This is a genomic window from Caryophanon latum (assembly GCF_001700325.1).
Classification (GTDB): domain Bacteria; phylum Bacillota; class Bacilli; order Bacillales_A; family Planococcaceae; genus Caryophanon; species Caryophanon latum.
Window position 1 is genome coordinate 1 of record NZ_MATO01000008.1, and the last position, 13,062, is coordinate 13,062.

A 13,062-nucleotide genomic window follows, 5' to 3' on the forward strand; every position below is an offset into this window, starting at 1 on the left:
CAACAGATTCAGCTGTATAAAAATGGCTAATCAACAGACCTGATGGGAATAGGAAGTGACATTAAATCGAAATGGAATCGAGGGATTGTATGGAAACGAAACGACGTGTTTCATCACAAACGTGGGCGATTATTTTATTTTCGCTTGGTGTATTTATGGCGGCGCTCGATAACGGCATCATTAGTGCGGCATTGACGACGATTAACGATTCGTTTGGCGTCGATGCGAACTGGGGGGCGTGGGGCGTAACGCTTTACACGCTCGGCTTAGCAATTAGCGTCCCAATCGTAGGTAAGCTATCTGACCGTTACGGACGCAAAAAATTATTCATCGTTGAAATTGCCATTTTCGGGCTCGGCTCGCTGCTTGTTGCGCTCAGTCCGAACTTTACGTTTTACTTAATTGCGCGCTTCATTCAAGCGATGGGTGGCGGTGGTATTTTCATTATCGGCTCATCGCACATTTTAAGCACGCTACCGATTGATAAGCAAGGAAAGGCGCTCGGCATGCTCGGTGGAATGAACGGTATGGCGGCGGTGCTCGGTCCGAACGTCGGCAGTATCATTTTAGACTGGACGGGCAGTTGGCATTGGTTATTTCTCATTAACGTACCGATTGCGATTTTCCTCGTGGTCATGGGGATATTAAAGCTTGAAGAAACGAAAGACCCAACACCAGGAAAGCTCGACCTGTTCGGCACAGTGCTGCTGTCGCTTGCCATTTTAGGTATTATGTACGGCTTAACGAACGTCGATGGGTTAAGCTTCTTTAAAGGGCTGCTCGCAACGAATGTATATCCGTATTTACTTGCAGCAATTGGTATTTTTATTATGTTATACGTATATGAAAACAAGCTTGTGCGTCGCGGAGCAGATCCGATTTTACCAGTGACGCTTATGAAGCAACCGCGCTTTTTAGTGACGTTATTGATTGGGGCGTTATCAGGGGCGATGCTGTCAGCGATGATTTTCGTACCAGCATTTTCACAGCAAGTGCTCGGCATTAGCGCAGAGCATTCAGGCTACTGGATGACACCACTTGCGCTCGCTGCTGGTATCGGTGCGGGATTAGGCGGTGCGCTCGTCGATAAGCGTGGTCCAATCATTGCCGTTGCGTTATCAGGGTTCGTTGCGGCAATCGGCTTTTTACTATTCCCACTTTGGATTGACGTGAAATGGCAGTTTATCGTCGCATCGGTCGTAAGCGGTGTCGGCATGGGGATTTTACTCGGTGCGCCGCTCAATATGTTAGCGACTGAAAAATTGCAAGATAATAAAGGAACGGCGCTCGCATCGTTATCGCTTGTGCGCACGCTCGGCATGACGATTGCCCCAACGATTTATGCAGGTTTCATTGCACGCGGCTTTAACGATTTACCGACGTTGTTCCAGACGGATTTTATGGCGAAGTTTCAACAAAATATGCAAGGTGTTGAGCTGTCACAAGCAGGTGCACAGGAATTGCAACAGCTCGGAGCACAGTTTGCATCAGCAGATATGTCACAGCAACAAATGATTGAAAGCGTGAATGCAGTGCAAGACCCAGCGCTAAAGGAAGCGTTAATGTTAACGGTGCAGCAGCTAAATGAAATGGCTGCACAGCAAGGTTACGGTGGCTTATTTATGAGTGCCGCAGTCATCTCAGCAGGGGTGTTACTGCTTGCTTTTGTATTAAAGCCATTACGCGAAAAATAACAATTGAACTTGGTAATAAGGCAGCAGCGTTCGTATTCATCTGTCGCCGTCAATTAAATAAATAATTGAGTTGTTTGGAAGCCTTACGCGGGGAAACTTGCGTAAGGCTTTTTTATGACATAAATGGAAAAAAGGATTTGCGGTACGCCAACGATGACGACCGTAAATCCTTTTTGTTTACATTGGTGGTAGCTTGTATTGACGTACGACTTCCTCAAGCTGCTGCGATAGTTGAGCGAGCTGTTCGGCGGCGCTGCTTATTTGTACCATCGTCGCAGAAGTTTCCTGCATCGTTGCGGACGTTTCTTCAATGCCTGCAGACGTTTCTTGCGTGAAGCCAGTCATTTGCTCGAGTGATTGTTGAATGGCGCTACTCGTACCCGTCATTGTCGTAAATTGTTGCTGTACATCATTAACGAAGCGACTAATTTGCGTAATGAGTGTATCGATGCTTGCAAACGATGTCGCCGTCAGCTGTAATGCATGTGCAGTGGCGCTTGTTTCGTCAGCACCGTGCTGTAGCGACTGCTGAAGCGTATTCGTGCTTTGTTGAATGCCGTAGACGAGCGTCGTAATTTCATCGACTGATTGTGAAGTTTGCTCAGCAAGTTTGCGAACTTCGTCGGCAACGATTGCGAAGCCTTTGCCATGCTCACCTGCGCGCGCTGCTTCAATCGAGGCGTTAAGTGCAAGTAAGTTCGTTTCACTTGCGACGTTTTCAATGATCGCCACGAATGACGAAATATGTGTTGATTGCTGTTGAAGCGCGTGCAAGTCGTTAACACTGCGTTGCATTAGTCGCTCCATATGCTGCATTTTCATTTGCGCGTCATGCATAAACTGTGCACCTTCGCTTGATTGTGTTTGCGCATCGACTGTGAGTTGCTGGAGCTTGCGACTTTCCTCAGCTGTTTCGGTTAAATCGTTTGTGAACGAATACATATGCTCTGTAATCGTCGTAATGTGCGATGTTTGCTGCTCAGCTCCGTGGGCAATCGTATTCATCGCTTCTGCAACGTTTGTTGTACCGTTTGCGATGTCGTTCGTTGCCACATCGAGATGCACACTTTTTTCTAATAATGAAATGGCAGAGTGCTGCACAGTATGCAATGTATTACCTAAGTCATTCTTTAAAGTGAGGATACTTCCTGTTAACTGTCCTAATTCGTCGCGGCGTTTCGGAATATCCACTGTATGACATAAGTCTTTGTCTGCTATATGACGGGCTATAGTAGCATTAAAAATTATCGGTTTTGTTACAGAATGACTATAATAAATAGCAATTGCTGTCGAAATAAGTAGTGTGAACGTAAAAATACTGACACTCGTCAGTATTAAAGAGCGAAAACTTTCCTGCGCAGCGACAATGTTTTGTTCTACGCGTAGTGCGGCAACGATGTTTTGCTCAGATGGATCGTAAATTGGTAAATCGCTGCGAAATGTCGTGTCATTTTTGTCGCGTGTAATCGTGCCTTGTAGCGCAGCAGAAACATCGACGACTTTGCCGACCATTTGCTTATTAGTTGAGCGAATAATGGTGTGATCGTTTTGAACGAGATGAACGTCGATCCCTTGTAGCGCCTGTTCGATATGCTGTAAAAATAAGTCGCCAACGCCAATTTGAAGCGTTGCAATTACTTGTCCGTTTTGTTCAATTGGTACGAATGCTCGCACAGATAATCCTGTAGCCCCGCGTTCAATGCCGCTTGAACTATTGCCAGCAAGTGCCTGCTGAATGCTATGCAGCTCCTTTTTATTGTCGCCGAATTGCTCAGGAGCGTGTCCACGAATGAGAACGTTTCCCGATACGTCGCCGATTTCAACGACTGTTAGCTCATGCTCTTTTGCAAGGCGCTCATACAAAATTTTCATTTGGGCTGTCATATCGTCACGTGTCGGAGCTGTAACGATGTTTAATAAATCTTGCTCGCTCGAAAGTACAGCGGCTAAATTTTGTAAAGCAAGCTCTTCTTGTTCAATTTGACGCAGCACCGTTTGCTCGATTTCATGTTGTTTTGCTTGCTGATCATTCGTATAGCTCGTGTACGTTTGTACTAAATAAAAAATGCTCGTTAGTAGTAGCGGCACAAGGCTTAGCACTAAAAATAGCAATAGTAAATTAGTTTGAAGCTTTTTAAAACGCATAATACCCATCCTTCAAGTTTTAAGTTATATGATGAAAGTCATCGTTTAATCATACAGTATTTCCTGAAAAAATACTCATATATCCTTTAATATGAACTAAATGTTGTAAATATGAACTGAATATTGCAACGATATGCGTTTTTTAGCGTGAAGTATACATAATTAATATTATTTTCAAGTCTATTCTTACGCCATTTTTATACAGTGAAATTCATGATTTTTAACAACTAAGCTCAACTAAATGCTGTATATCGGTAGCGGTGAAACTCATTGGGGAGAAGCGAAAGTTCTTTTTGCGACGAATAACGGCAGGAGTACGAGAATTGAGACCTCACAGGCGACTCCACTCTCTAGAAAGCAAACCGCAATACGCGACAGTTGAGTGGATCATCAATACGCTTAAAATCAAATATCAAAGCACGAAAATATATTCATCGTCTATACAGTTTAAAAGAGTGAAAAAGAAATGGAGACTAGCGAATGATTACAAGTGCAATCGCATTAATTGGCTGTACGTGCAGTGTTATTTGCTTTGCGAAGTGGCAACGAACGAAACATATGCTCGTCGCAACGCAGCAGCTATTGCAAACGACAGAGCAAACGACGGATTTTTTATTTTACTGTGAGTTATTTCCTAAACAGCGATATAAATATTTGAGCAAAGGCTTCTATACATTTTTCGGGGAGGAATGTGCAAAGCGACATATTGAAGCGCCAGTCGAAACGTATTTACAATGCATTCACCCCGATGATATGCCGCTCGTCATGCGCAAGCTCGAAGGTACGGCCGATTATAGCAAGCCTTTTTTTATACGTTTTCGCACGCAGCAAGGGACGTATCGCTGGTTTGAGGAATATGCGACACCGACGTTTCATAAAGGTCGATTAGTAGCATTAAAAGGTATTTACCGCGACGTGCATGAGCGCATATTGTTGCAAAAACGACTGGAGCATAAAGTGATGCATGACCCATTGACAAGTGCGAAAAATCGTACCTTTTTTGAAGAGCAGTTAAGTGAGTTAAACGGCGAGCCGCAGCTATCATGTGGCATCATTATTTGCGACTTAGACGATTTGAAGACGATTAATGACACTGAGGGACATAAGTCGGGTGATCAATACATTCAGCAAAGTGCGCGTCTGCTGTTAAAGATTATTGGTGCGCACGGTCACGTTTGTCGCATCGGTGGTGATGAGTTTGCCATCGTATGTAAAAATTTAACGCGCGATCAGCTCCAGCAATACATTCAAAAAATTGAAAGCGCTATTATAGTACATAACGAGCAAACGGCCCAGCAAATTTCAATGTCAATCGGTTATAGCTACACGACATGCTCATACGGTATCGTTGAGGATGTATTTAAGCAAGCAGATGAGGCGATGTATGTACAAAAAGCAAGACGAAAGCGCAAAGTATAACGTAAGCTGTCCGTTCAATCGGGCAGTTTTTTTATTACTTAAAATGTCTATTATCCGACTTAACTTGTTTTATTGAGACAAAGATGCTCGACAAGGAACAGTGAAATTCATCATTTTAGCAGCCGAGCTGAAATAAATAAGGAAATACGCTCCTGCCAATTAACTAGCTAATCAATCCGCTCGATATTTTCATTTAGTAGTTGACGACGGCGGCAAAAAGCGATATTGTATAAATCGTAACCATTACTATTTGAGAAAGAGGTGAACGAAATGCGCGTAAACATTACTTTAGCATGTACAGAAACAGGTGACCGCAACTACATTACGACAAAAAACAAACGCAACAACCCAGAGCGAATCGAATTAAAAAAATATTGTCCACGTTTAAAGCGTGTGACACTGCACCGTGAAACGAAATAACAGCAACTAACGAACATGAAAACGATTCACCCTAACACGCGACGAAAAGGAGCTCGACATGAACAAAATTCCTGTAACAGTATTAAGCGGCTATCTCGGCGCTGGCAAAACGACAATGATGAACCATTTATTAAATAATCGCGACGGCAAAAAAATCGCCGTCATCGTCAACGATATGAGCGAAATTAACATTGATTCACAGCTAATCGAAGGCGGTGGCTTTTCACGCACGACCGAGCAACTAGTCGAGCTAACGAACGGCTGCATTTGCTGCACGCTGCGTGAAGATTTATTGCTCGAAGTGAAAAAGCTCGCAGCAAACGGCGACTTAGACGGCATTTTAATCGAATCGACAGGCATTAGCGAGCCGATTCCAGTAGCACAAACGTTTACGTACGAGGACGAGGAAAGCGGCATCGACTTAACGAAGCTATGCACGCTCGATGCGATGATTACCGTTGTCGATGCAAACCGTTTTTGGGAGGACTACGAAAGCGGCGAAACGTTGCTCGAACGCCAGCAAACAGACGACCGCTACGATACGCGTGACGTCAGCGACCTACTCGTAGACCAAATCGAATTTGCGAACATTTTATGCATTACGAAAAGCGACCTCGTAACGGACGAGTATTTAGAAACACTGCAAGCATTTTTAACGAAAATGAACCCAGATGCCGAGCAGTACATCGTTGAGCGTGGCAACATTAATCCAGAGCGCATTTTCAGGCGTCAGCTATTTGACTTCGATAAGGCGAGCGAGGGAGCAGGCTGGATTAAGGAATTAAACGAGGAGCACGTACCAGAGACGGAGGAATATGGCATTTCATCGTTTGTTTACAAGCGTCGCAAGCCGTTTCACCCGGAGCGCTGGGAAGCTTGGCTGCATGCGTTTCCTGATGAAATTGTACGTGCAAAAGGCTTTTTCTGGCTTGCGACGCGCAACATGGTCGGCATCATTTCGCAGGCAGGCTCATCGATTCAATTCCAAGGAGCAGGCGAGTGGGTAGCGGACATGTCGCCAGAGGAGCAGCAAATGGCATTCGCTGACGATCCGACGTTAAAGCAGCGTTGGCACGAGCAGTACGGCGATCGTCAAACAGAGCTTGTCATTATCGGTTTGCATTTAGACCGCGAAGCAATCGAAGCACAGCTCGATGCATGCTTATTAACAGATGAGGAAATGCAGGCGGATTGGTCGACATTTACGGACAACTTACCATCATTCGTTGTGCATTAAACAATTATGCGCTCAAAGTCATCGATGGCTTTGAGCGCTTTTCTTTTTTTTGAACGAGCGGCTCGCTAATGAAGTAATAAGAATGGTATATATACATTGAACTTAATATTGTACCGTTCTTTTGTTTCGGCGGACGCTTTTCGCGGAGGGCGACACGATGTCGGTCACAAAGGCGTTGTCGCAAGGACGCGACGAACTTAGCCTTTGTTCCTTGATTTTCGGTTCGAGTGCCTCTGCGGTTACTCGAGGCAGAAAAGATTTTGCTCCTGCGATTACTCGTCGCAAAAGAACTTTTGCTTGTCCCGCAGAAGTCGCCGCCTACACGTCAGAACAATGCTTTCCTCATGTCATCTTCAAAATTTCAATCTATATATAGACGGTGAATGTATTTTAGCGTTTTGTTCGTCGGCTCTCCACATCGAGGCAGGCTTTCCGCGGGCGTGGCTCGAGCCTGTAGTCTCTCGCTCACGCTTTTCCCGCAGGAGTCCGCCTCTTGTTTCGAGCCTCGTTCACATTCTAAATTTCAATCACCTTGTATATAGTTATATATAGATATACAACTATATTTATATGTAAGTATATTCATATATGTTTATTATTTGCGATTGTCGGGTATAGTGCGCCAAACGACTAAAGGAGGAATTTATATGGAGCAATTAATCGATGTAAACGGCAGCTCGCTTTTTTACATAGACGTCGAAGGAAGCAAGCCACCAATTGTGCTCGTTCACGGACTAAGCGGTAATCATAAGCAAATGCATTTCATTCAGCAAGCACTCGCAGGTCATCGTCTCATCGTCATCGATGTGAAAGGGCGTGGCAATAGTGGCAAGCCGAATCGTCCGTCAAGCTTTAAGCAGCATAGTGCCGACATTGTTGCATTGTTACAAGCGCTACATATTGAACGTCCGATTTTACTCGGCTTTTCGATGGGCGCGTTCATTTTGTCTCACGTCGCCACACAAGTCGAGGTGAGTCATCTCATTTTAATCGACGGAGCAGCAGACGTCAGCGAGCATCAAGCAAAACGCATCGAGCCGTCGATCGCACGCTTAAACAAAACGTATGATTCACAAGCGCAATACGTGTCCGAGCTGCGTGCTATTTATGAAAGCTTAGGCGTGACGTGGAGTGCGCCGCTGGAAGAAAGTGCACGATATGAAATTGAGGAGCGCGACGGACGCTGGCACACAAAAGCCGACGCCGACATCATTGCCGAAGATTTCAACAGTTTGCGAACGTTTGACAGCGAAGCGATTTTTCGTGCGCTGACATGTCCGATTTTCGTCGTGCATTGTGAAGGTGTTCTTGATGATGCGCCGCTCTTTTTGGCGGAGCATTTTGGGCGAATGCTGACGAGTGCGAAGCGAATTGAGAAAGTGACGACAACTGCGAATCATTATACAGTGGCGTGTGAGGAGCAGGAGGACGTGATGCGGGAGGTGAGGAGGTTTTTAGAAAGTTAATATTATAGAACCACCCCCACTTCATTTCGAGGTGAGGGTGGATTTTTTTATGCGTTCGAAGCGGCGTCTGGATCGTCCATTAGTTGAACGGGTGGACGGCGGAATTCGAAGGTGAATGTGTCTCGTGCAACCATGACGTCTGAAATTTCATCGTACATTGGGTAGTTGCCGACGCCTGAAAGAGTTGCCCAGCCTTTTGAGCGTGTTAAGCCGACGAATAGTTGGTTGCGTAGCTGAATGTTCGCTTCGTCTGCGGCTACGATATCTGCGCCGACTACGTAGACGATATGTGCTTCGTTCCCTTTTGCGCGTGATACGAGTGAGATTGTGACTGCACCATCGTCTGTAAACTTGTCAGGGTTTTGCTCGCGGTAATTTGCAGCAGATAATACGTTTTTCGCACGCATTGAAGGCAAGTAGAAATCGATGTGATGTGCCTGCAATGTGTTGGCAACTTGTTTTTGAAGTGCAGTGGCATCGCGACCAGCACCGAGTACGACGATTAAAATATGCTCATGTGGCGATAAACCGTCGTGCGTAATGTTGTGCTGAATTGCTTCGGCAAGTGCGTTTAGCTCCTCTTGACGTGAAGCGTAGCGATTAAATTGCAGCACAGGTTCTTTTGACAGCATCGGCACTAAGTTTGGTGAATTTTTTTCTGGACGTTGTAGCGTAATCGTTTCGCCTTGACGGAAGCTTCCGCGAATGACGTCGTAGCCGATGCTTTTCCAGTCTTCTTTGTTCGTAATACCGCGCAGCATGCCGTCTGGACGGAGTAAGCCCATGCCGATTGCGTGTGCAGCCGTTAAAATCGGACCTGGTGTACGGTAACAGCGATGCATAATTTCACTCTTTTTCGCGCCACCTTGATGGTTACCGGTTACGAAGCTTCGGAACGCCTCGTCTGGACCGAATAGCTCACGCGACGTCGGAATCGTTAAGTTGTCTAAGCTTTGACTTTCGTCGTATGCCCAAATGAGACGCTTGTTCACGTCATCGTTTGCGTCAACTTGCTTCAGTAACTTGTGCGCTAACCAATAAAACGGTTGTTTATCTTTATGTTTATATTGTTCGGACACCATTAAATCTTGTCCTTCATCGATTAAAATTGCATCGAAAAATGGTTCGATATGTGGCACTTTTTCCAATAGCTGACCGCAAATGTAGCCAATCGAGTTGCCCATGCCGAAAATGCGCTCGTTGCGAATGTCATTAACCGTTAGTGGACGTACGCCGTGAAGGTTGCACGCAAAGCTGTAAAAGCCTGGACGATTCGCGCCGCCCCATGCATGTAAAATACGCAGCTTTTGTTTCACTTTGTCGTCGTAGCACACGTCGCCATTTGTGAAGTGACGCAGCCATTTATCGACTTGTGCTGTTACTTCCTCATATAAGCTTCTTGAGAAGAACACGAGTGCAATGTTCCAGTCCGGGTGCTTTAAGTGCATATGTGCCGCCTTTTGGCAAAGCAGCACCGATTTTCCGGAGCCGGCAATGCCACGAATACGCTGTGGACCTGGTGGAATCATTTTGCCGATACCCTCTTGCTGCACGTCCATTTCGCCAAGCTTCGTCGTTAACGAGCGAATAATTTCGAGCTTCGTTGACGGATTGTCGCTCGCCATCGACGTATCGCCAACGATGACCGGCTTGCCACTTAGCACCGATAATAGCACGTGCCAACGCTCCGCCGTAATTTCCTCGCCGCGCAAAATGTTTGCTGCTTCTTCAATCGTGCGGCGTAACGTTCCGCGACCTAGCTCATCGCCGAAAATAATCGGTGGCACGCTCGGCAGTCGGTCAAAGCCGCGTTCAATCCATTGTGCCTTCGTAATGTACGGTAGCGCAATTAACACTTTGCCCGAAATGTTTCGACGCAGCTGTCGCTCACGATCGAAATGACTGAACAATGAATAAAGCTGGTCTTCCGCCTGTTGATACGGATTGCCCGATTTCTCATAAAAATTTTTGTATTCCCATAAATGTCCGTTCACCGCTACAAGATTGTCAATGTTGAACGACTTCACCTCAATGATGACAACGCCGTAATCTTGGTCGGCAATTAAAATGTCAGGCTCTTTGCGTTGCTGTCCAACTTTCGTAAATAATGGATAGCGCCAGTAGCCTGTGCATTTACCTTGCTGATCTTGCTCGCGGTACGCCTGCTTCACCGCGTCCCACACTTTCTTTTCGCCCGTTTCGCCAGGCTTTCCTAAAAGTTCTGTTTCAAAAAATGGCATGTGAAAGCTCCTTTACAATGTGAGTATCATACGATCGCAAGTATAGCATTAAATTATTTTTTTGAAATAACAAACCTAGTAAAAAGTTAAAAAATTACATAAGTGAAGGTATATAGGGGTGAACAGAAGGTGCTATAATAATGATATATACATGCAGGTCTGTTTATTAACCACTTTTATACATCTGAATCGGTTGTTTTCAGCAGCAAAAATGAGATGAAGGCAGTATCGTAGTGGCATGGAGCGTGCGCCGAGCCCTAGGACTTTTGCGACGAGTAACCGCGAGCCGCAATACGCGAACTGCCAGTTGAATGGCTAATCAACACGCTTGATATAAATGTTTTCTTTTGTAATGTCATGTTCGTTGTCATTACAGTACGTGATATATAAAGAGAAGAAACGAATAGCGACAGTATAGGTCATCACGATAAGAGATAGTCGTTAACAATATTGAAAAAATAAGGAGGCATTCGATGATTATTTATGAGGCAAACATTGCGGAGTTTTTAGCAGATGTAGAAAATGAAGTAATTGTGGATCGGCTGTATGGTGTGTATCAGGAGAAAATTGGGCGCACGTCGAAAAGTGAGATTCGCTCGTGGGATCAGTCGTTGCAGCGCATGTCGAACGTGCTGCGTGACCGCGATATTCCGAAAGATGCGAAGGCGGCGATTGAGTTTAAAATTCCGAATACGGGCAAGCGCGTCGATTTCATTATTGCAGGTAACGATGGAGTAAACGATCATGCCGTCATTGTTGAGCTGAAGCAATGGGAAGCGGTTGATAAAGTTGAACGACTTGATGCGGTCGTTGTTGAAACGTATGTCGGTGGCGGCAAACGCCAAACGACACATCCATCGTATCAGGCGTGGAGCTATGCGGCGCTTATTGAAGATTTCAACGAAGAGGTGCGCAACCGTCCGATTCATTTGAAGCCGTGCGCGTATTTACATAACTATATCGTTGACGACAATGACCCGCTAGTTGATGGACATTACGCTGAGCATATCGACAAAGCGCCAGTGTTTCGTAAAGGTGAAATGGCGCAGCTACGTTCATTCATTAAAACGTACATTAAGCAAGGTGATGTGAACGACATTATCGGCAGCATTGAAAACGGGCGCATTAAACCGTCAAAATCGCTACAAGACAGCATGGCAGCGATGCTTCAAGGCAACGATGAGTTCATTATGATTGATGACCAAAAAGTAGTGTATGAGCAAATTTTACATTATGCGAGCGAGTGCATTGCACAGCAGAAAAAAGGGACGTTTATCGTTAAAGGTGGTCCAGGTACAGGAAAATCGGTGTTAGGCATTAATTTGCTCGTGCAGCTTATTCAAGATGATTATTTTGCGATGTACGTGACGAAAAATAGCGCTCCACGCGACGTATATGCGACGAAGCTAAAGGGCACGATGAAAAAGAAAAGCATCGACAATTTATTTAAAGGTTCGGGTAGCTTTCATGCGGCAGATAAAGATGAATTTGACGTACTCATTGTTGACGAGGCACACCGTTTGAATGAAAAGTCTGGTTTGTTTAGCAATCTCGGCGAAAATCAGGTGAAGGAGCTACTCAATAGTGCGAAGTTTAGCGTATTTTTCATTGACGAGGCGCAACGAGTAACGTTGAAGGACATCGGTAGCGTCGGTCTCATTCGTCAATTCGCAAAAGAGCTTGGCATCGACGTGTATGAAAGTGAGCTTTCGTCGCAGTTTCGATGTGATGGCTCAGACGGCTACATCGCATGGCTTGACGACGTGCTCGGTATTCGTGAAACAGCAAATACGCACGACTTAGGCATGGACTATGACATTCAAATTGTCGATTCGCCAAACGTGCTGCGTGACCGCATTCGCGAAAAAAATGTGCGAAACAACAAGTCGCGCATTGTGGCAGGCTATTGCTGGGAATGGCAAAAGGACGGCAAAAACGACCGCAACGTACATGACATTGTAATCGACGAGCATCAGTTTGGTATGAGTTGGAATTTAGGCAACGACATTTGGGCAATCGCCGAGCAATCGGTCGATGAGGCAGGATGCATTCATACGTGCCAAGGATTAGAGTTTGATTACGTCGGTGTCATTATTGGCGACGACTTACGCTACGAAAACGGTACGATCATAACGGACTATACGAAGCGGGCAAAAACCGACCAATCGATTAAAGGTATTAAAAAGTGGATGAAGGAGCAACCTGAGCAAGCGACAGAAGCGGTCGATGCAATTATTCGCAATACATACCGCACGCTTATGACACGCGGACAAAAGGGCTGCTACATTTACTGTACAGATTCAGCACTTGCACAATATTTAAAGGATCGCCTACATCACGTTTATGCCGAGCGTGCCGATGTGTCACGAGCATTAGTTGCGGAGGCGAAAGGGACGTATGTGGTGAAGTAAGCAATAAAAAAGGCTGTACATTGATGCCTA

At 45.4% G+C, this 13,062-nt stretch carries 8 protein-coding genes; 6 read left to right on the forward strand and 2 right to left on the reverse strand.

Annotation, left to right across the window (positions count from 1 at the left end):
- Positions 1–89 precede the first annotated feature (89 nt).
- Positions 90–1,694, forward strand: coding sequence for an MFS transporter (locus A6K76_RS02345; RefSeq protein ID WP_066461701.1), 1,605 nt, complete (start codon positions 90–92; stop codon positions 1,692–1,694).
- A 177-nt stretch (positions 1,695–1,871) separates the two neighbouring features.
- Here A6K76_RS02345 and A6K76_RS02350 read toward each other — a convergent pair whose 3' ends face one another.
- The gene (locus A6K76_RS02350; RefSeq protein WP_066461704.1) at positions 1,872–3,839 is read right to left on the reverse strand and encodes a methyl-accepting chemotaxis protein; all 1,968 of its coding nucleotides are present in this window, start codon (positions 3,837–3,839) and stop codon (positions 1,872–1,874) included.
- 480 nt (positions 3,840–4,319) lie between these two features.
- Between A6K76_RS02350 and A6K76_RS02355 the strand changes: the two genes are divergently transcribed.
- The 4 genes from A6K76_RS02355 to A6K76_RS02370 all read left to right on the forward strand — a co-directional run bounded on the left by A6K76_RS02355 (position 4,320) and on the right by A6K76_RS02370 (position 8,381).
- Positions 4,320–5,258, forward strand: coding sequence for a sensor domain-containing diguanylate cyclase (locus tag A6K76_RS02355; protein WP_066461705.1), 939 nt, complete (start codon positions 4,320–4,322; stop codon positions 5,256–5,258).
- A gap of 270 nt (positions 5,259–5,528) precedes the next feature.
- On the forward strand, positions 5,529–5,678 hold the full coding sequence (rpmG, locus tag A6K76_RS02360; RefSeq protein WP_066461706.1) for a 50S ribosomal protein L33: 150 nt from the start codon (positions 5,529–5,531) through the stop codon (positions 5,676–5,678).
- Between the two features lie 58 nt (positions 5,679–5,736).
- On the forward strand, positions 5,737–6,915 hold the full coding sequence (locus A6K76_RS02365) for a GTP-binding protein (RefSeq protein ID WP_066461707.1): 1,179 nt from the start codon (positions 5,737–5,739) through the stop codon (positions 6,913–6,915).
- Between the two features lie 647 nt (positions 6,916–7,562).
- Entirely contained in the window at positions 7,563–8,381 is an 819-nt protein-coding gene (locus tag A6K76_RS02370) for an alpha/beta fold hydrolase (protein WP_066461708.1), read from the forward strand.
- A 47-nt stretch (positions 8,382–8,428) separates the two neighbouring features.
- Here the strand turns inward: A6K76_RS02370 and A6K76_RS02375 are convergent, their stop codons facing one another.
- Positions 8,429–10,621, reverse strand: coding sequence for a DEAD/DEAH box helicase (locus A6K76_RS02375; protein WP_066461709.1), 2,193 nt, complete (start codon positions 10,619–10,621; stop codon positions 8,429–8,431).
- 473 nt (positions 10,622–11,094) lie between these two features.
- Between A6K76_RS02375 and A6K76_RS02380 the strand changes: the two genes are divergently transcribed.
- Entirely contained in the window at positions 11,095–13,032 is a 1,938-nt protein-coding gene (locus A6K76_RS02380) for a DUF2075 domain-containing protein (RefSeq protein WP_066461710.1), read from the forward strand.
- Positions 13,033–13,062 lie beyond the last annotated feature (30 nt).

What these genes read in the sequence shown, in the direction of transcription:
- A6K76_RS02345 (WP_066461701.1), top strand. Translation starts at nt 90, where the DNA reads ATGGAAACGAAACGACGTGTTTCATCACAAACGTGGGCGATTATTTTA.
- A6K76_RS02350 (WP_066461704.1), bottom strand. Translation starts at nt 3,839, where the DNA reads ATGCGTTTTAAAAAGCTTCAAACTAATTTACTATTGCTATTTTTAGTG.
- A6K76_RS02355 (WP_066461705.1), top strand. Translation starts at nt 4,320, where the DNA reads ATGATTACAAGTGCAATCGCATTAATTGGCTGTACGTGCAGTGTTATT.
- rpmG (WP_066461706.1), top strand. Translation starts at nt 5,529, where the DNA reads ATGCGCGTAAACATTACTTTAGCATGTACAGAAACAGGTGACCGCAAC.
- A6K76_RS02365 (WP_066461707.1), top strand. Translation starts at nt 5,737, where the DNA reads ATGAACAAAATTCCTGTAACAGTATTAAGCGGCTATCTCGGCGCTGGC.
- A6K76_RS02370 (WP_066461708.1), top strand. Translation starts at nt 7,563, where the DNA reads ATGGAGCAATTAATCGATGTAAACGGCAGCTCGCTTTTTTACATAGAC.
- A6K76_RS02375 (WP_066461709.1), bottom strand. Translation starts at nt 10,621, where the DNA reads ATGCCATTTTTTGAAACAGAACTTTTAGGAAAGCCTGGCGAAACGGGC.
- A6K76_RS02380 (WP_066461710.1), top strand. Translation starts at nt 11,095, where the DNA reads ATGATTATTTATGAGGCAAACATTGCGGAGTTTTTAGCAGATGTAGAA.